Source organism: Herbaspirillum sp. LeCh32-8, assembly GCF_017814915.1.
Classification (GTDB): Bacteria; Pseudomonadota; Gammaproteobacteria; order Burkholderiales; family Burkholderiaceae_D; genus Herbaspirillum.
Map to the genome: position 1 here is coordinate 34,133 of NZ_JAGIPZ010000012.1, position 18,615 is coordinate 52,747.

At 64.4% G+C, this 18,615-nt stretch carries 16 protein-coding genes; 4 read left to right on the forward strand and 12 right to left on the reverse strand.

Annotated elements, in window-relative coordinates:
- Positions 1-3: 3 nt before the first annotated feature.
- Both J8I26_RS18655 and J8I26_RS18660 read right to left on the reverse strand, forming a co-directional pair.
- On the reverse strand, positions 4-2,331 hold the full coding sequence (locus J8I26_RS18655; RefSeq protein ID WP_209608607.1) for an FdhF/YdeP family oxidoreductase: 2,328 nt from the start codon (positions 2,329-2,331) through the stop codon (positions 4-6).
- A gap of 395 nt (positions 2,332-2,726) precedes the next feature.
- Positions 2,727-3,215: an Lrp/AsnC ligand binding domain-containing protein gene (locus J8I26_RS18660; RefSeq protein ID WP_209608608.1), complete on the reverse strand. Its 489-nt coding sequence runs from the start codon at positions 3,213-3,215 to the stop codon at positions 2,727-2,729.
- A 105-nt stretch (positions 3,216-3,320) separates the two neighbouring features.
- On the opposite strand from J8I26_RS18660, the gene J8I26_RS18665 reads away from it, so the two are divergent.
- Both J8I26_RS18665 and J8I26_RS18670 read left to right on the forward strand, forming a co-directional pair.
- Entirely contained in the window at positions 3,321-4,667 is a 1,347-nt protein-coding gene (locus J8I26_RS18665; protein ID WP_348635343.1) for a D-amino acid dehydrogenase, read from the forward strand.
- Between the two features lie 438 nt (positions 4,668-5,105).
- Complete coding sequence (locus tag J8I26_RS18670; RefSeq protein ID WP_209608610.1) at positions 5,106-6,302, forward strand: DNA topoisomerase IB; 1,197 nt, start codon at positions 5,106-5,108, stop codon at positions 6,300-6,302.
- A 151-nt stretch (positions 6,303-6,453) separates the two neighbouring features.
- On the opposite strand, the gene J8I26_RS18675 is transcribed toward J8I26_RS18670, so the two are convergent.
- From J8I26_RS18675 to J8I26_RS18695, 5 genes are all read right to left on the reverse strand, one after another.
- Complete coding sequence (locus J8I26_RS18675) at positions 6,454-7,722, reverse strand: MFS transporter (protein WP_209608611.1); 1,269 nt, start codon at positions 7,720-7,722, stop codon at positions 6,454-6,456.
- A gap of 139 nt (positions 7,723-7,861) precedes the next feature.
- Positions 7,862-8,515, reverse strand: coding sequence for a DNA oxidative demethylase AlkB (gene alkB, locus J8I26_RS18680; RefSeq protein ID WP_209608612.1), 654 nt, complete (start codon positions 8,513-8,515; stop codon positions 7,862-7,864).
- Complete coding sequence (locus J8I26_RS18685) at positions 8,512-9,420, reverse strand: alpha/beta hydrolase (RefSeq protein ID WP_209608613.1); 909 nt, start codon at positions 9,418-9,420, stop codon at positions 8,512-8,514. The genes alkB and J8I26_RS18685 overlap by 4 nt, the downstream gene beginning before the upstream one ends.
- A gap of 83 nt (positions 9,421-9,503) precedes the next feature.
- Entirely contained in the window at positions 9,504-10,640 is a 1,137-nt protein-coding gene (gene ada / locus J8I26_RS18690) for a bifunctional DNA-binding transcriptional regulator/O6-methylguanine-DNA methyltransferase Ada (RefSeq protein ID WP_209608690.1), read from the reverse strand.
- A 122-nt stretch (positions 10,641-10,762) separates the two neighbouring features.
- On the reverse strand, positions 10,763-11,281 hold the full coding sequence (locus J8I26_RS18695; RefSeq protein ID WP_079214318.1) for an Lrp/AsnC family transcriptional regulator: 519 nt from the start codon (positions 11,279-11,281) through the stop codon (positions 10,763-10,765).
- A 248-nt stretch (positions 11,282-11,529) separates the two neighbouring features.
- Here J8I26_RS18695 and hppD point away from each other — a divergent pair, with 248 nt between their 5' ends.
- Both hppD and J8I26_RS18705 read left to right on the forward strand, forming a co-directional pair.
- Positions 11,530-12,624: a 4-hydroxyphenylpyruvate dioxygenase gene (gene hppD / locus J8I26_RS18700; RefSeq protein ID WP_209608614.1), complete on the forward strand. Its 1,095-nt coding sequence runs from the start codon at positions 11,530-11,532 to the stop codon at positions 12,622-12,624.
- Between the two features lie 229 nt (positions 12,625-12,853).
- A complete protein-coding gene (locus J8I26_RS18705) occupies positions 12,854-13,198 on the forward strand; it encodes a FlxA-like family protein (protein ID WP_209608615.1) in 345 nt (114 codons plus the stop codon).
- 62 nt (positions 13,199-13,260) lie between these two features.
- On the opposite strand, the gene J8I26_RS18710 is transcribed toward J8I26_RS18705, so the two are convergent.
- From J8I26_RS18710 to J8I26_RS18730, 5 genes are all read right to left on the reverse strand, one after another.
- Positions 13,261-14,643: an MFS transporter gene (locus J8I26_RS18710; RefSeq protein ID WP_209608616.1), complete on the reverse strand. Its 1,383-nt coding sequence runs from the start codon at positions 14,641-14,643 to the stop codon at positions 13,261-13,263.
- Between the two features lie 230 nt (positions 14,644-14,873).
- Positions 14,874-15,713: a transporter substrate-binding domain-containing protein gene (locus J8I26_RS18715; RefSeq protein ID WP_209608617.1), complete on the reverse strand. Its 840-nt coding sequence runs from the start codon at positions 15,711-15,713 to the stop codon at positions 14,874-14,876.
- 150 nt (positions 15,714-15,863) lie between these two features.
- Positions 15,864-16,568, reverse strand: a complete 705-nt coding sequence (locus J8I26_RS18720; protein ID WP_209608691.1) for an ABC transporter ATP-binding protein — start codon at positions 16,566-16,568, stop codon at positions 15,864-15,866.
- Positions 16,568-17,344: a high-affinity branched-chain amino acid ABC transporter ATP-binding protein LivG gene (gene livG, locus J8I26_RS18725; RefSeq protein WP_209608618.1), complete on the reverse strand. Its 777-nt coding sequence runs from the start codon at positions 17,342-17,344 to the stop codon at positions 16,568-16,570. The genes J8I26_RS18720 and livG overlap by 1 nt, the downstream gene beginning before the upstream one ends.
- An 8-nt stretch (positions 17,345-17,352) precedes the next feature.
- Positions 17,353-18,579: a high-affinity branched-chain amino acid ABC transporter permease LivM gene (locus J8I26_RS18730; protein WP_209608619.1), complete on the reverse strand. Its 1,227-nt coding sequence runs from the start codon at positions 18,577-18,579 to the stop codon at positions 17,353-17,355.
- Between the last annotated feature and the right edge of the window lie 36 nt (positions 18,580-18,615).

Consider the following 18,615-nt stretch of genomic DNA (forward strand, 5'->3'; position numbering starts at 1 on the left):
CGATCAGGCTGCGGCGCGCTGCACCGCCGAGCGGGACAGCAACACCGGGATGGACTTCGAGGTCGGCGTGCGGGCCTTGTCGGCGAAGCTTTCCAGCGGCACCAGCGGATTGGTTTCCGGATAGTAGCTGCCGATGCAACCACGCGGAATGTCGTACTCGACCAGCAGGAAACCGTCGGCGCGACGCTCGATGCCGTCATCCCAGACGCTGACCATGTCGACCCACTCGCCATCCTTCAGGCCCAGCATCTGCAGGTCTTCCTTGTGGATGAAGACCACGCGACGCTGGCCGAACACGCCGCGGTAGCGGTCGTCCATGCCGTAGATGGTGGTGTTGTACTGGTCGTGCGAACGCGTGGTCATCAGCGTCATCAGCTTCTCGCCGTGGATCGCGCGGGCGCGATGGATGGGCGTGTCCTTGGGAATGGCGTGGACGATGAAGTTGGCCTTGCCCGACGCCGTCTTCCAGACGCGGTCGCGCGAGGCGACGCCCAGGTGGAAGCCGCCCGGGTTGGCGATGCGCTCGTTGTAGCCCTTGAAGGCGTCGTACACCTTCTCGATGGCGTCGCGGATGCGCGAGTAGTCTTCGGCGTACCACAGCCAGTCGATCTTCTTGCCGTTGTTGCGCGACTTCATGGTGGCTTCGGCCATGTGGGCGACGATGGCGGTCTCCGACATCAGCTGGTCCGAGGCCGGCTTGTTGATGCCGTAGGACACGTGCACCATGCTCATCGAGTCTTCCACGGTCACGCCCTGCGGGCCGGACTTCTGCACGTCGATCTCGGTGCGGCCCATGGTCGGCAGGATCAGCGCATCCTTGCCGTGCACCAGGTGGCTGCGGTTGAGCTTGGTGGTGATGTGCACGGTCAGGTTGCACGAACGCATGGCGTCGAAGGTGCGGTAGGTGTCGGGCGTGGCCATGGCGAAGTTGCCGCCCAGGCCGATGAAGACCTTGGTCTTGCCTTCCAGCATGGCCATCACGGAGCCGACCGTGTCGTTGCCGTGGTGGCGCGGCGCCTTGAATTCGAACACTTGCTCCAGGCGATCGAGGAAGGCCGGGGTCGGCTTTTCGTCGATGCCCACGGTGCGGTCGCCCTGCACGTTGGAGTGGCCGCGCACCGGGCACAGGCCGGCGCCGGGACGGCCGATGTTCCCGCGCAGCATCATCATGTTCGACAGCAGCTGGATGGTGCCCACGGCATGCTTGTGCTGGGTCAGGCCCATGCCCCAGGTGGCGATGACGGCCTTGCCGCGCACGTAGACCTGGGTCAGCTTTTCGATGTCGTCGCGCGAGACGCCGGATTCGCCGATGATGTCGTCCCAGCTTTCGGCGCGCACTTCGGCGGCGAAATCTTCGAAGCCGGAGGTGTGCTCTTCGATGAATTTCACGTCCAGCACGCGCTCGGCGTTGGTGAACACGGCCACGTCATCGAGCTCGATGGTGCGCTTGATGACGCCCTTGATCAGGGCCAGGTCGCCGCCCAGTTTCGGGTGGATGAACATGGAGCTGATCTGGGTGCTGCCCAGGGTCAGCATCTCGACCTTGCTTTGCGGGTCGGCGAAGCGCTCCAGGCCGCGCTCCTTCAGCGGATTGATGGCGACGATGGCGGCGCCGCGCTTGGAAGCGTGACGCAGCTCGCCCATCATGCGCGGGTGGTTGGTGGCCGGGTTCTGGCCGAACAGCAGCAGCGTGTCGCACAGGTCGAAGTCGTCCAGCAGCACGGTGCCCTTGCCGATGCCCACCGTGCCCGGCAGGCCGACGCTGGTCGGCTCGTGGCACATGTTGGAGCAGTCGGGGAAATTGTTGGTGCCGTACTGGCGCACGAACAGCTGGAACAGGAAGGCGGCTTCATTGCTGGCGCGGCCGGAGACATAGAAGTCGGCCATGTCCGGGTCGGGCAAGGCGTTCAGGTGCTTGCCGATCAGGTCGAAGGCGCCCTGCCAGTCGATGGTCTTGTACTTGTCGGTGGCTTCGTCGTAGACCATCGGGTGGGTCAGGCGGCCGTGCTCTTCGAGCTCGTAGTCGGACTGTTGCATCAGTTCGGCCACGGTGTGCTGGGCGAAAAATTCCGGCGTGACGCGCTTCTTGGTCGCCTCGGCGGCCACGGCCTTGACGCCGTTTTCGCAGAATTCGAAGGTGGAGGTGTGCTCGCGGTCAGGCCATGCGCAACCCGGGCAGTCGAACCCGTCGGGCTGGTTCTGCGACAACAGGGTGCGGATGCCCTTGCCGTCGGCCACGTGTTCCTTGACCAGGTTCAATGCGACGTATTTCAGTGCGCCCCAGCCGCCGGCGGGTTGGTTGTACTGCTCGATTCTTGGTTTAGAAGGCATGATCTCGTTGCGCTCGCGGCGCTCTGTGCGGATTGATTCCAGTGTTCAAAGTCTAGAATAGGCAATCCCCGGCAGGTATGCACAGAAACCCCGGCAGCCACAGAGTACAGTGCGGCGCAAGCGCTCTGCTCAACCGCACTTGTCATTTAGGCATGCCCGCGCGATGAATTTTCGCTTCCGATGCGCGTATCAGCCTTGGTATCCGGTCATTGGCCGTCCAACAAAAGTGGCGCCATCCCTCGCAACCCTCTGCGTCGTTCCGGCGCAGGCCGGTGTCGTTGGTGGCACGAGATTGGCAGCGGAGAAGCGCGGCGAACGACGCTGGGCCCTGACCTTCGTCAGGACGACGTCGAGACCAAGTCCAGCACCTCCTCCTGAGGGGACCGCAACGGAGATCAATCATCCAGCGGCAGCGCCAGCGTCTCCTTGATCTCCTCCATCACCACATAGCTCTTGGACTGCGCCGCCCCCGGCAGTTGCAGCAGGATGTCGCCCAGCAGCTTGCGGTACTCGGCCATGCCGCGGATGCGCGCCTTGATCAGGTAGTCGAAGTCGCCCGAGACCAGGTGGCATTCCTGCACCTCGGGAATGCGCAGCACCTCGCGTCGGAACTGCTCGAACATGTTGCCCGACTTGTGGTTCAGCGTGATCTCCACGAACACCAGCAGCGTCGCCCCCAGCGCCTCCGGATTGACCCGCGCGTAGTATCCGGTGATGACGCCGTCGCGCTCCATGCGGCGCACCCGCTCGATGCACGGCGTGACCGACAGGCCGACCTGCTCGCCCAGCTCCTTCATGGAGATGCGGCCGTCCTTTTGCAGGGCGGCGAGGATGCGGTGATCGAGCTTGTCCAGGGTGCGGACGGACTGCTGCTGGGTTCTCATGGCTTTTTCTCGTCAAAAGGAATTTCGCAATATCATCCGCTGAAATAGAAGACAAATACGCGAACAAACACTGTTTAATCACCAATATCATAGCTGAATCTTCTATTGCAGCATCGCCATCGGGCGCATCAACATCAAACGGGGGTTTTCATGCGGGTTGTCATTCTCGGAAGCGGCGTCATCGGCGTCACCAGCGCCTGGTATCTGGCCCGCGCCGGCCATGAAGTGACCGTGCTGGAGCGCCAGGACGGCCCGGCGCTGGAAACCTCGTTCGGCAATGCCGGCCAGATCTCGCCCGGCTACGCCTCGCCATGGGCTGCGCCCGGCATTCCCCTGAAGGCCATGAAGTGGATGTTCCAGGAGCATGCCCCGCTGGCGATCCGCCCCGACGGCACGCTGCGCCAGCTGCGCTGGATGTGGCAGATGCTGCGCAACTGCAATGCCGCCAGCTACGCCGTCAACAAGGAACGCATGGTGCGCCTGGCCGAATACAGCCGCGACTGCTTGCGCCAGTTGCGCGCCGACACCGGCATCCCCTATGAAGGCCGCCAGCAAGGCACGCTGCAGCTGTTCCGCACGCAGGAGCAACTGGACGGCGCATCCAAGGACATCGCCGTGCTGAAGGAAGCGGGCGTGCCCTACGAGCTGCTGTCCGCAGACGAGCTGGCCCGCGCCGAGCCGGCGCTGGGCAAGGTGCGCAGCAAGCTGACCGGCGGCCTGCGCCTGCCCAATGACGAAACCGGCGACTGCCAGCTGTTCACCACCCGTCTGGCGAAAATGGCCGAGGATCTGGGCGTGACCTTCCGTTACGGCGTCTCCATCGATGCGCTGGCCATGGCCGGCGGCAAGATCGGCGGCGTGGTGTGCGGCCGTGAACTGGTGCAGGCCGACGCCTATGTGGTGGCGCTGGGCTCCTACTCGCCGCAACTGCTGCGCGACGTGCCGGTGCTGCCGGAGATCCCGGTCTATCCGCTGAAGGGCTATTCGATCACGGTGCCCATCACCGACGCTGCCGCTGCGCCCGTCTCCACCATCCTGGACGAGACCTACAAGATCGCCGTGACCCGCTTCGATGACCGCATCCGGGTGGGCGGCATGGCCGAGATCGTGGGCTACGACAAGACGCTCAAGACCAAGCGCCGCGCCACGCTGGAACTGGTGGTCAACGACCTGTTCCCGGGCGCCGGCGACACCACCCGGGCCAGCTTCTGGACCGGCCTGCGCCCGATGACGCCGGACGGCACGCCGGTGGTCGGCGCCACCCCGGTTCCGAACCTGTACATCAACACCGGCCATGGCACGCTGGGCTGGACCATGTCCTGCGGCTCGGGCCAGTTGCTGTCCGACCTGATCTCGGGACGCCGCCCGGCGATCGCCTCCGACGACCTGTCGGTGGCGCGTTACATGGACGGCTTGGGCAGCAGTCAAGCGCCGCGGCTGGCCGGGGCATAAGCCCCGGGGTTCATTTTTTCATCTGGTTTTATCTCTTCTGCATCCCTCGCAGAATGCTTGGCCGGAGCGCAACCCGCTCCGGCCTTTTTTCTTTCGGCGTTCCCGCCCCGCTCCTCCCAAACCACCTCATCGGCCCGCGTCCACATGGCAAGCGGGGTTGCGCCGGCTTGCCGCAGCGACAGGCTTGGCCTACCAGCCGCCGTAGGACAATTCCTACAAGGTTTCCGGCGCGTGGCTGACTTCCTGCACGGCGCGATTTCACAATAATCAGCTTAACCAATAGTCACCCAACATTCATGAGCTTGCGTAATCCCAGCCATGGAACTTCAGCGATCACGGAGCAGCACACCACAGTAAGCGTCCATCACCCACTCGCATTGCCAACCGAACAACAAAAAAACGTGCCGCTGCGAGGTCCAACAAGGAGGAAGCTGCAACATGGAAAATTGCGCCATCGAACGCGACGGCTATCACGAGGAAGCGGCCGACATCGCACGCCAGAACGGCCTGCGCTACATGAGCGATGACATGCCCGGCATCACCCGCCGCCGACACGGCAAAGGCTTTTCCTATCATGATGCCAAGGGTCGCCTGATCGACGATAAGCAAGAGCTGGCGCGCCTGCATGCGCTGGCGATACCTCCCGCCTGGGAAGAGGTATGGATCAGCCCGCACCCCAAGGGCCATATCCAGGCCACCGGGCGCGATGCGCGCAACCGCAAGCAATATCGCTATCATCCGCACTGGCGGCTGGTGCGCGACGATGCCAAGTACGAACGCATGCTGGCCTTCGCCCAAGCGCTGCCGGCGATCCGCCGCGCAGTGCATGAAGATCTGCACCGGCCGGGCTTGCATCGCCAGAAGGTGGTGGCTTCCGTCGTGCACTTGCTGCAAGCCACGCTGATGCGGGTGGGTAATGACGAATATGCGCGCAGCAACAAGTCCTTCGGCCTGACCACGCTGCGCAACCGCCACGTGCGCATCGACGGCAGCGACGTGCTGTTCCGCTTTCGCGGCAAGAGCGGCGTGCAGCACGAGATCAAGCTGCACGACCCCTACGTGGTGCGGCTGATCCGCAAAATGCGCGACTTGCCCGGGCAAGAGTTGTTCCAGTACGTGGATGACGAGGGCGAGGTGCACAGCATCGACTCGGGCGACGTCAACGCCTATCTGCGCGAAGCGACGGGGGAGGATTTCAGCGCCAAGGATTTCCGCACGTGGGCCGGCACCGTGCTGGCGACGCTGGCGCTCCAGGCGTTCGAGGCCGTCGATTCGCACGCCCAGGCCAAGAAGAACGTCGTGCATGCCATCGAGAACGTGGCCAAGCGGTTGGGCAATACGCCCTCGATCTGCCGCAAGTGCTACGTGCACCCGGCGGTGGTGGAAAGCTATCTGGATGGCCGCTTCGCCGAGCTGCTGGAAGAGCGCGTGCAATCACAGCTGGTGCAAGAGCTGCACGCGCTCACGCCGGAAGAAGCGGCCGTGCTGGCCTTGCTGCAGCAGCGCCTGCAGGAAGCGGATGACGATGCCGGTCGCACCCGTCGCCGGTCGGCCCCGTCGCAGCCAAACAAGACGACCGGAGAAAGAAAGCGTCACGCTCCTTCTCATCCAGCCGCGCAGCGTTCTCACGCCTGATTCTAACGATGCCGGGACGACATGTGGAAGATCGACTCCAGCAACGGCGGGTCAAGTGCCGGCGACGGCGATGTCCCGACGCCATATGGAACCCAGCGTCGTTGGTACTACATTCCGATCACCTGAACGGCGTCCGGGCGCACTGCCAAGATCAGGCAGTCCCGGCCGCCTCCTTCTGCATCTTCGGCAAGAACGCCGCCAACAGGCCGATCAGCGGCAGGAATGCGCACACCTGGTAGACGAAATAGATATCGGTCAAGTCGGCCAGCTTACCCAACAAGGCAGCACCGATGCCGCCCATGCCGAACGCAAAACCGAAGAACAACCCGGAAACCGTGCCGATCTTGCCCGGCATCAGCTCCTGCGCAAACACCAGAATGGCGGAGAAAGCCGACGCCAGAATCAGGCCGATGATCACCGAGAGCACGCCGGTCCAGAAAAGGTTCGCGTACGGCAGCATCAGCGTGAACGGCGCGACGCCGAGAATCGAGACCCAGATCACCGCCTTGCGGCCCACCCGGTCGCCGATCGGGCCGCCGGCAACGGTGCCGACCGCTACCGCGAACAGGAACGCAAACAGATGCAGCTGCGCATCCTGCACTGACAACTGGAACTTGCTGATCAGGTAGAACGTGAAATAGCTCGACAGGCTGGCCATGTAAAAGTACTTGGAGAAGATCAGCAGCAGCAGGATGGACACCGCCTGCGTCACCTTGGACTTGGGCAGCGGCACGTAGGCCGCGCCCTTCTTCTTCGGTTTTCCTTTGGCGGCCGCCTGCTGGCGAGCATACCAATGACCGATCTGGCGCAGCACCACGATGGCGACCAGCGCTGCGATGGCAAACCAGGCCACGCTGCCCTGACCGCCGGGGATGATGATCCATGCCGCCAGCAGCGGCCCCATCGCGCTGCCGGCATTTCCGCCAACCTGGAACAGCGATTGCGCCAGGCCATGCCGTCCACCCGATGCCATGCGCGCCACTCGTGATGCCTCCGGGTGAAACACCGATGAGCCGGTCCCCACCAGCGCTGCTGCCAGCAGCAGGACGCCGAAGTTGGGCGCCACGGACAACAGCAGCAAGCCGCACAGGGTCGAGCCCATACCGATGGCCAGCGAATATGGCCTGGGATGCTTGTCGGTGTACAAACCGACCAGCGGCTGCAGCAGCGAGGCCGTAACCTGGAAGGTCAGCGTGATCAGGCCGATCTGGGCAAAGCTCAAATGAAAATTGCTTTTCAACAGCGGATAGATGGCCAGCAACAGCGACTGGATCATGTCGTTGAGGAAGTGCGAAAAGCTGATCGCGCCCAGTACGCGAAAGCCGGTCTTCTCGGCAGGCTGCGGCGCCGACGGCGTGGAAAGCGGGGATTGCGGGGGCGTGGACGGGCTGTCCGGCACGTCGTTGAGTGCTGTCTCCATGGTTCTTCTAGGTGATGTGGCAGGTGGGATGAATTCCGTCGCAGGCTGCATGGGCCGTGGATCGGAGGCAAGCCGCCATTGTATGCCTGCGCGGGACGGCTGTCTTTTGGCGCTCAGCCCCTCCCTCTTTTGCCGGCCTTCAGCGTGCGCGGCGCAACGTCAGGTTGTAGCGGCAGCGGCCGGTGAGCCGGTGATGTCCATCGGGCAAGGTATCGACGCCGTGGAACAGCAAGCGCGCCGGCCCGCCCCAGACCACGACGTCGCCGCTTTCCAGTCGCATGCGGCGCGGCTTGTCGGCGCGCTCCCTGCCGCCGAAGAGAAAGGTGGCTGGCAGACCCAGCGAGATCGAGACGATGGGTTGGAGCATATCCAGCTCGTTCTTGTCCTGATGCAGCGACATGCGCGCGCCCGGCTCGTAGCGATTGATCAGGCAGGCATCCGGCGCGAAATCCCGGAAGCCTGCGGCCTCGGCAGCACGCGCCGCCAGTTCGGCAAGGAACGCCGGCAGCGCCGGCCACGGCCGCCCCGAGAGCGGATCCTCGGCCTGGTAACGATAACCGCGGCGGTCGGTCACCCAGCCGTATTGCCCGCAGTTGCTCATCGCCACCGACATGCGAAAGCCGCCCGGCGTCTCCATATGGCGCAGCGGCGCCGCCGCCAGCACAGACTCGATGGCCGCCACCAATTGCACGGCCGTGGCCTCGTCGACGAAGGCGCTCAGCAGATGCGCGCCCTCCACGATCATCTCCTGCACGGGCGTGCGCTCCAGCGCGGCAAACAGATCGCCCGTCATGGCTTGCCCTCCCCGCCCATCGGCGGTGGCGCGTTGATGAATGCGGCCACCTCGTCCAACGTCGGCGCGATGCCGCGGAAGTGCTTTGCCAGGCTCAGCACCAGCGAGGCGTGCGAAGTGTTGTCGTGATACAGCTCGGCCACCGGGATATCCTTCTCGCGCAGCAGGCGCGCCAGGCCGCCGGTGTTGCGATCGGCCTCCACCAGTTTGTCCTTGTGCGAGGCAATCAGCAGCGCCGGCGGCGCAGCGGCGCTGAGGTGATGGATGGGCTGTGAGTCGGGCGGCGAATCGGGAAACCAGAACACCGGCTTCACGTCGGGGTTTTCAATCGGCAGGAAATCGTACGGCCCGGCCAGGCCGATCCAGCCGCGCAACTGCTGCGGCGAGGCGCCGGCGGCACGCAGCCAGCGGCCGTCCAGCGCCACCATCGCGGCGTTGTAAGCGCCGGCGCTGTGGCCCATGACAAACACCTTCTTCGGGTCGCCGCCGTAACGTGCGATCGAGCGCAGCGTCCAGGCCACGGCCGCTGCGCTGTCCTTGACGAACTCGGGGTAGCGTACCTCCGGATACACGCGGTAATCCGGCAGCACCGCGATGAACCCGCGCGAAGTCAGCGCCTCGCCGACGAAGGCGTAATCCTTGCGGCTGCCGTCGTTCCAGCTTCCGCCATAGAAGAACACTACCACCGGCAAGCCGTCTGCGGCCGTGGGCGAGCGCGGCTGATAGATATCCAGCTGCTGGCGCGGATGCTCGCCGTAGGCGATGCCATCGGTGCGCGTATAGCCCGAGGCAGGCGTGATGGCATTGAGCGCCGTCAGCGGCGAACAGGCGACCAGGCCGCCCAGCAGCACGATGGCCGCTGCAATGGCCGTTGCAGCCAGGCCGGCCTTGCCGGGGAATGTCATGTGCGGCTCCGTGTGTTCATATCGATGGGCAGGCCCTAGAGCCTGTTCAGATTGAATCTGTGAGAGGCGCCGCCCCGGGAAGTTCAACGCTTGCGCGGCTGGCCCGGCGGACTCTCGCGCTCCAGCAGCGCCTGCTTGCGTTCCACGCCCCAGCGGTAACCGGACGGCGAACCGTCCAGCCGCACGATACGGTGGCAAGGGATCAGCAGCGCGATCTCGTTGTTGGCGCAAGCGCTGGCCACCGCCCGCACCGCGGCCGGGCTGCCGACGCGCTCGGCCAGCTGGGAATAGCTCAAGGTGACGCCAGGCGGCACACTGCGCAGCGCCTGCCAGACACGCTGCTGGAAGGCCGTGCCGCGCACATCCAACGGCAAGTCGATACCGCGCTGCGGATCTTCGATGGCGCCCACCACCTGCGCCAGCGTCTGCTCGAACTCCACATCGCCGCCCACCAGTTCTGCCTGCGGGAAGCGGTCCTGCAGCGCCTGCACCAGCACCTCCGCATCCTCGCCCAGGGTGACCGCGCAGATGCCCTTGTCGGTGGCCGCCACCAGCAACTCGCCCAGCCAGCAATGTGCCACCGCGAAGCGGATGCGTTCGCCGTTGCCGCCGCGTCGATAGGCGCCGGGCGTCATGCCCAGGCGCTCGCCGCTGTGCGCGTAGAAACGACCGCTGGAGTTGTAGCCGGCGTCGTACATGGCCTCGGTCACGCTGGCGCTGCCGGGCAGGCGCTCACGCATGCGCTCGGCGCGACGGGCGTCGGCATAGGCCTTCGGCGTGAGCCCGGTGTGGGCCTTGAAGATGCGGTGAAAGTGGTACCGACTCAGGCCCACGGCCTCGGCCAGAGTGGCAAGATCTGGAGCGCCGTCAGCGGCGTCGATCAGGCGGCAGGCCTGCTCCACGGCCTGCGCCTGGCGTTCTTCCAGCGACGGCTGGTCGGGCTTGCAGCGCTTGCAGGCGCGAAAGCCGGCGGCCTCGGCGGCGGCGCAGCTGTCGTGGAAGGCGACGTTCTTGCGCAAGGCCGGGCGCGCCCCGCACGAGGGCTTGCAGTACACGCCGGTGCTGCGCACGGAATAGTAGAACTGGCCGTCGGCTGCCTTCTCGCGTTGTTGCACGGCGGCCCAGCGCGCTTCGTCGCCGGCGTAGCCACTGGCAGGCAAAGCAGGCGCCGCCGCGGGCGTCGGCAAGCGGGCGGAACGGCGTGAGTTCGGGTTGGTCATGGTGTGCATGATGCGCTCCTTTGTTCATTGACGCTTGCAGTCTACGAAGCAGGGAGCGACGCCGCACTCCGGCGCTTGCTTTCGAATTGTCGGATCCGAAGCGACGCCGGGGCGCGGGCGGCTTATTGCGAGAAGCGGATGCGCTGGCGCGACTTGACCGGCTGCATCACGTGCTCCAGCGGCAGCTCATGGGACTGCTTGACCTTCTTCAGGGTAATGTTGGACTTGACGTTGGTCACGCCCGGCAGGCGCAGCAGCTGGGTCATCATGAACTCGGAAAAGGTCGCCAGGTCGGGCGCGACGATGCGCAGGATATAATCAGCCTCTCCGGTGATCGAGAAGCACTCGGTCACCTCGGGCATGGCCTCCACCGCCTTTTCAAACAGCTCGCCGCGGGTCTCACCCTGACGATCCAGCGTCACGGTGGTGAAGGCGGTCACGCCCAGGCCCACCACCGCCGGATCCAGCACGGCGGTATAGCGTTCGATCACGTGGGCTTCTTCCAGGCGCTGCACCCGGCGGCTGATCTGCGAAGTCGACAGATGGACCTTCTGTCCCAGCGCGCTGTTGGTGATATGGCCGTCGCGCTGCAACTCGGTCAACAGGGCCAGGTCGAAGCGATCGACATTGATGATGCTCATTTTTATCTCCAATTTCCCTATTTAAGAATTATTTGTGCATATTATCTATGATATCGCGCAAAAAACAATCACATATTGCGCGTTCAGCACAATAAACTCTGCTCACGAGCTGGGAAGTTTGTCGAACTCCCCGATTCCCACATCGATAGCAACAAGGATCAGCCGGCCGCACCCGCCAGTCCATGCCCAAAAGGCAAGCCTGCGCCCGTCGCGGCGGCATTCCTCCACCCGAGAACGAGGAGACACGCATGGGCCACGCAGACACCAATTTCGCCCCCGCCGCAAGCCGGGATCTGTTCGACAACCCCATGGGCACCGACGGCTTCGAGTTCGTCGAGTATGCCTCCAAGGATCCCACCGCCATCGCCGCAGTGCTGGAGCTGATGGGCTTTACCGCCGTGGCAAAGCATCGCTCCAAGAACGTCACGCTGTACCGCCAGGGCCAGATCAACTTCATCCTCAACGCCGAGCCCGACAGCAATGCCTCCGCCTTTGCCCAGGTGCATGGCGCCTCGGTCAACGCCATGGCGTTCCGTGTCAAGGATGCGGCCTTCGTCTACAAGCGCGCGCTGGAACTGGGCGCTGAGGGCGTGGCCGCCAAGCTGGGCCCGATGGAGCTGAACATCCCGGCCATTCGCGGCATCGGTGGCTCACTGCTGTACCTGGTGGACCGCTACGGCGATGACGGCTCGATCTATGACGTGGACTTCCAGTTCCTGCCCGGCGTCGAGCGCAATCCCAAGGGCGTAGGCCTGACCTACATCGACCACCTGACCCACAACGTGGTGCGCGGCGCGATGGATACCTGGTCCTCGTTCTACACCCGCCTGTTCAACTTCCGCGAGATCAAGTACTTCGACATCGAAGGCAAGCTGACCGGCCTGAAGTCGCGCGCCATGACCAGCCCCTGCGGCAAGATCCGCATCCCAATCAACGAAAGCTCAGACGACAAGTCGCAGATCGAGGAATTCATCAAGCAGTACAACGGCGAAGGCATCCAGCACATCGCGCTGGGCACCGACGACATCTACCAGACCGTGCGCGAGCTGCGCGCGCGCGGCGTGCCGCTGCAAGACACTATCGACACCTACTACGACCTGGTGGAGCGCCGCATCCCGGGCCACGGCGAGGATCTGGAGGCGCTGCACCAACTGAAGATCCTGATCGACGGCGCCCCGACCGCTGGCCAGGGCCTGCTGCTGCAGATCTTTACCCAGAACGTGATCGGCCCGGTGTTCTACGAGATCATCCAGCGCAAGGGCAACGACGGCTTCGGCGAGGGCAATTTCAAGGCCCTGTTCGAGTCCATCGAGCTGGACCAGATGCGCCGCGGCGTGATCTGAGCCTGCAAGGGCCTCTCCCCAGCAAAGGCGGCAACCCGGTCGGGTTGTCGCCTTTTTCACATGTTTCAGGGATTTTTTGCGCTGCCTCAAGGAATCCGGAAGCCTGCCGTTAAACAATCCACGGTTTGAAATTTGGCTGCAAGCGATGCCCGCGCCGGTAGTGCGTGCAGCGCCTGTGTTTGTGCTGTGTTTGTGATTGACCTGCGCCTTCATGCAGGCTGGAGTTGTTATGGCAATCCTTTCCGAACTCGCGGAAAACGAAATGGCAGTGGAACATCCGGTCACCGATACCCTGGACAACGATCCGTCGGAGCTGATCGCCGAATTGAGCAACCGCATCGTCATCCTGCAGCAGCAGGCGCAATCGCTGGCCCGCTTTCCGTCCAACAAGGACGGCAAGCAGCAGCGCAATCTGCTGCAACAGCAGATCCGCTCGCTGTATCAGCAGATCTTCCTGCTGGAACAGCAACATGCCCGCAGCCGCAACCATGGCGACAACTACTTGAGCATGGCCCTGTCGGTCGCCGCCCACACCGCGCACGCCTACAGCCGCGACGTCTTCACCGCCGGCTGAGTAAGCCGCAGCGCCCGAAAAAAAAGCGATCCTGATGGATCGCTTTTTTCATTTCCCACCGCTTACGCCGCGCGCGCGTGATAACGCAGCCGCGACAAGCTGACCACGCAGGCCGCGCCCGCCAGCACCGCCGCGCACCACAACACCATCGCATACGGCTGCGCGTAGAGCGTGAGCATCAGCGCCACCACCGACGCGCCCAGGGTCTGGCCGGTCAGGCGCGCGGTGCCCAGCATGCCGCTGGCGCCGCCGGTGCGCGAGCGCGGCGCCGAGCTGATCAGGGTGCGGTTGTTGGGCGACTGGAACAGCCCGAAGCCCAGGCCGCACACCGCGAACAACAGGCCGATCGTGCCGTCCGACGTGGCGCGGTCGATGCTCAGCAAGGACAGCAGGCCGACGCACATGATCCCCAGGCCGATGCCGCCCAAAAGACCCGACGACATGCGATCCGACAGCTTGCCGGCCACCACGCCGGTCAGCGCCACGGCGATCGGCCAGGCCGTCAGCAGCAGGCCGGCGCGCGCAGCGCTCATGCCGAGGTGATTCTGCAGCATGAAGGGCAGCATCACAAAGGTCGCCATCTGCGCCGCGAAGGAGCAGAACGAGGTGCCGATGGAGAGAGCAAACAGCGGGATGCGCAACAGGTCCAGCGGCAGCATCGGCGCATGCGTGGACTGCAGCTTCAGCAGCACGAACAGGCTGGCCGCGGTCGCCAGCGCGCAGACCAGCACCACGCCCCAGCCCTGCACGTGGCCGACGGCGTCCACCGTATAGAGCAACAGGCCGATGAAGAGCATGCACACCAGCGCGCTCTTCATGTCGTACTTGCGGTTCGACAGCGGGTTGGTCGGCAGCGCCTTCCAGCCGATCAGCAGCGAGACCAGGCCCAGCGGAATATTGATCAGGAACAGCCAGTGCCAGGACGCGAAATGCAGGATGAAGCCGGCCACGGTCGGCCCCAGCGCGGTTGATGCGCCCGCCACCAGCGCGTTGTAGCCGATCGCCCGGCCCAGCAGCCGGGTCGGGTAGATGAAGCGGATCAGGGCGGTGTTCACCGACAGGATGCCGGCCGCGCCCAGCCCCTGCATCACCCGCGCCAGGCTCAGCTGCAGCATGTCGGCGCTGACGGCGCAGGCCAACGACGAGAGCGTGAACAGCACCAGGCCGGTGAGATAGACCCGGCGGTAGCCGATCACCTCGCCCAGCGAGGCCAGCGGCAGCAGGCACACCGCCATGGCGATCTGATAGCTGTTGATGATCCAGATGGCGTCAGCGTCGGTGGCCTTGAGGTCGGCCGCAATCGAGGGCAGCGCGAGGTTGGCGATGGAGCCGTCCATCACGGCGATGACCACCGCCAGTACGACGGTGGCGATGGCAAGGATGCGTTGGTCCGGAGGAAGGCCGTCGGCGTCTTCGTGAGCGCCGTTAGGGGGCTGAACTTGCACTGTCTGCTTTCGGGGGCGGATTTCTTGGGGTGTCACGGAAATGGGCGCGTTGCGCGCTCAGAAGGCTTCTATGCTAACACCGCCGGCTGATGGGTAGCTGACGGCTTCCCACGCAAAGGCGAGCCCGTCCGCCATTCCCGCCCCGGCATTCACTTGCAGGGCAGCGATGGCGCGCCCATGAAAAAGGCGACCCGGAAGAATCGCCTTTTTTCGTTTTTCGCCGTTCCGATTTACTGGAAGGCGGAGATGGGCGTGAGCTTCTTCTCGCGCGGGATGTTGAATTTGGTCTTGGGGCCGAACCACTTTTGCCACAGCGCATCGATCTCGCCCGCCTTCTCCAGCTTCACCAGCGCGGCATTGACCGCCGCCAGCAACGCCGGCTCGCCCTTCTTCACCCCCATGGCCGTCGGCTCCCAGGCCAGGGCGCCTTCAACGAACTTGAAGCGGCCACCGGACTCGTTGACGAAGCGGATACCGGAGGGCATCGAAATGGCCATGGCGTCCACCTTGTCCTGCGCCAACGCGAGGAAGGCGCCCGGGGTATCGGAGAAGGTTTGCAGGACCGCGCGCGGCATCACGCGGCGCACCGCCTGCTCGGGCGTGGAGCTGCGGTTGGCGCTGATGCGCCGCTCCAGCAGATCGCTGATCATGTAGAAACCGGCGTCGGAGCGCACCACCAGCTTGATCGGGTTCTGATAATGCGATGCCGTGAAATCGATCTGCTGGGCGCGCTCGCGGGTATAGCCCAGCGCCGCCACCAGGAGATCGGCGTGCCCCTGCATCAAGGTGGGGATGCGCGCCTCCACGGTGACGCTCTTTTGCTCCATGTTCACCCCGATCTCGCGCGCGACCGCCGCGCACATGTCGACGTCGAAACCGACGATCTGCTGGCTTTGGGGATCCATGAAGCCCAATGGCTCGTTATTGGCCAGCGTGGCGCAGACCATCGATCCGCCGGCCTTGATATCGGCCAGGCGATCGGCATGCGCCGCGGAGGAAACGATCAGCAAGGTCACGGCCAGCGCCGCTCCCCCACCGATTGTCCTGATGCGCCGCAAAATCATTTTCATCCTTTAATTGGTTGAATCACGAGAATAACTTGAAACAAATTTGGATGCCACTTTCGATGATAAACCTCGGCTCCCGGTACGCGAAAAAAAAGCGCATCGTACGATGCGCTTCCTTTCCTGAACCTTACAACCTGAACGACGGCAAGCCGATCAGCCGTGCCCCAGATAAGCCTTGCGCACGTCGCTATTGGCCAACAGGTTGGCGCCCGTGTCGGACAGCACCACGTGGCCGTTCTCCAGCACGTAACCGCGGTCGGCCACGCCCAGCGCCTTGTTGGCGTTCTGCTCCACCAGGAATACGGTGACGCCGCTTTCCCGGATGGTGCGAATGATCTCAAAGATCTGCGCGATCACCAGCGGCGCCAGGCCCAGCGTCGGCTCGTCCAGCAGCAGCAGCCGCGGCTTGCTCATCAGCGCGCGGCCGATGGCCAGCATCTGCTGCTCTCCGCCGGACATGGTGCCGGCGCGTTGCGCCGCGCGCTCCTTCAGGCGCGGGAACAGCCCGAAGACGTATTCCACGCCTTCGTCGATTTCCTTGTCCTTGGCAAAGAAGGCGCCCATCTTCAGGTTCTCCAGCACGGTCAGGCTGGGGAACACGCGACGGCCTTCCGGGGAGATCGCCAGCCCCTTGCGCATGATCTCGTGCGTGGGCAGCTGGGTGATGTCGTTGCCCTCGAAGAGAATGCGTCCGCTTGATGCGCGCGGACGGCCGCACAGCGTCATCAGCAAGGTGGTCTTGCCGGCGCCGTTGGCGCCGATCAGTGTCACGATCTCGCCCTTCTCCACGTTCAGGGACACGCCGTGCAGCGCCTCGATGGCGCCGTAGTGGGTATGCACCTTGTCAAACTGCAGCATCATTCTTCTCCCAGATAAGCCTTGATCACGCGCTCGTCGCTGCGCACCTGCTCCGGCGTGCCGGTGACGATGGGCTTGCCGTGCTCCATCACCAGGATGCGGTCGGAGATGCCCATGATCAGGCTCATGTCGTGTTCGATCAGCAGCACCGCAACGCCGTGCTCGCGACGCAGGCGGTCGATCAGTTGCGAGAGCTCCTGCTTTTCCTGCGGGTTGAGGCCGGCGGCCGGCTCGTCCAGCAACAGCAGGCGCGGCTTGGTGATCATGCAGCGGGCGATCTCCACGCGGCGTTGCAGGCCGTAGGACAGCGTGCCCGCCTCGCGGTTGGCCAGCGCGGTCAGGCCCAGCTGGTCGAGCCAGTAGGCGGCGCGCTGCAGGGCTTCCTTCTCCGAACGGCGATAGGCCGGGGTCTTCAACAGGCCCGACAGCAGGTTGGTGTTGACCTGGTGGTGTTGCGCCACCAGCAGGTTTTCCACCACCGTCATCGACTTGAACAGGCGGATGTTCTGGAAGGTGCGCACCAGGCCGTGCTGCGCCACTTCGTGGCTGGGCCGGCGGGCGATCGAGCGGCCGTCCAGGCTGATGTCGCCGCTGGTGGGCTGGTAGAAGCCGCTGATACAGTTGAACACGGTGGTCTTGCCGGCGCCGTTGGGGCCGATGATGGCGAACACTTCGCGATCCTTGACCGACAGCGACACGCCGTCCACCGCCAGCAGGCCGCCGAAGCGCATCGACAGGCCGGATACCTCCAGCAGGGTTTTCACTTGGTCGCTCATTGCTTGATTCATTGTGGTAACTCCACATGCGGACGGGTGGCAGGCAGCAGTCCTTGCGGACGCCACATCATCATCAACACCATCACCAGACCGAAGATCAGCATACGGTACTCGGCGAAGCTGCGCGCCACTTCCGGCAGCACGGTCAGTAGGATGGCGGCCAGGATCACGCCCAGCTGCGAGCCCATGCCGCCCAGCACCACGATGGCCAGGATCAGCGCAGACTCGATGAAGGTGAAGGACTCCGGCGTCACCAGACCCTGGCGGGCGGCGAAGAAGGAGCCGGCCAGACCGGCGAAGGCCGCGCCCAGCGTGAAGGCGGACAGCTTGACCTTGGTCGGGTTGATGCCCAGCGAGCGGCAGGCGATCTCGTCTTCGCGCAGCGCCTCCCAGGCGCGGCCCATTGGCATGCGCAACAAGCGGCTGGTGACGAAGTAGGTGAACAGCACCATCAGCAGCGCCAGGAAGTACAGGAAGATCACCATGTGGCCGCCCTGGTAATTCAGGCCGAACAACTGGTGGAAGGTGGTGCCGCCCTCGGTCACCGGATTGCGCGCCATCACCAGGCCGAACACGGTCGGCTTGGGGATGCCGGACACGCCGTCCGGACCGCCGGTCAGGCTGGTCATGTTGTTCAACAGCAGGCGGATGATTTCACCGAAGCCCAGCGTGACGATGGCCAGGTAGTCGCCGCGCAGGCGCAGCACCGGGAAGCCCAGCAGGAAACCGAACAGCGCCGAAGCCGCCGCCGACAGCGGCACGCATTCCCAGAACGACATGCCGAAGTACTGGTTCAGCAGCGCGTAGGTGTAAGCGCCCACGGCGTAAAAGCCGACGTAGCCCAGATCCAGCAGGCCGGCGAAGCCGACCACGATGTTCAAACCCAGGCCCAGCACCACGTAGATCAGCGCCAGCGTCATCACGTCGACGTAACCGCGCGAACCGAAGAACGGCCACACCAGCGCCGCCACCAGCAACAGCATCACGGCCGCGCGCTGTTGGCGCGGCTGCATGCTCGGCAGCGCCGGCAGCTTGATACCGGCCGAGGTGCGCGACAGCGTCGGCCTGGCCAACTGGAACAGGAACACGGCGGCCATGGCCACCAGCACCGGCGTCCAGTGCGTGTTGAGCACCACGCGGTAGCCTTCGAGCTGCAGCTGCATGCCCAACAGCGGGATAGTCAGTACGGCGGTCACCAGTGCCGCCGCCACGGCGTTTTTAAAAGTCTCAGGCATCATGCCTCCTTGAATATTTCGTTGTTCCGTACCGGC